Source organism: Acinetobacter sp. ANC_7635 (genome assembly GCF_056779945.1).
Window position 1 is genome coordinate 1 of the sequence record NZ_JBWYIS010000036.1, and the last position, 417, is coordinate 417.

Below are 417 nucleotides of genomic sequence, written 5' to 3' on the forward strand. Positions count from 1 at the left end.
CAGGCTTGCTTGAATCACCAAAAGTTTGATAATTGATTTGCGCATCATTTGAAGAAAAAGTAGGCATAGAATCCCTCCCGACCTCCCTTGATAAAAGGGAGGGGGTTTTTAATAGTTAAACACGTTCAATAATTAAAGCGATGCCTTGACCCACACCGATACACATAGAGCACAATGCATATTTGCCACCAGTTGCCTCTAGTTGGTTGAGAGCAGTCGTCACCAAACGCGCACCTGATGCACCCAATGGATGACCCAGTGCAATTGCACCACCATTTGGGTTTACACGCGCATCATCGTCGGCTAAACCTAGGTCACGTGTACACGCCAATGCTTGTGCTGCAAACGCTTCGTTCAGCTCAATCACATCCATTTGCTCTAGTGTTAAACCTGTTTGAGCCAATAACTTTTTAATCG

The 417-nt window shown here is 45.1% G+C and carries 1 pseudogene; it reads right to left on the minus strand.

The features are described from left to right. Positions 1 to 115: 115 nt before the first annotated feature. Positions 116 to 417: pseudogene (locus AC1M89_RS14765) on the minus strand (acetyl-CoA C-acyltransferase); the annotation flags it as partial.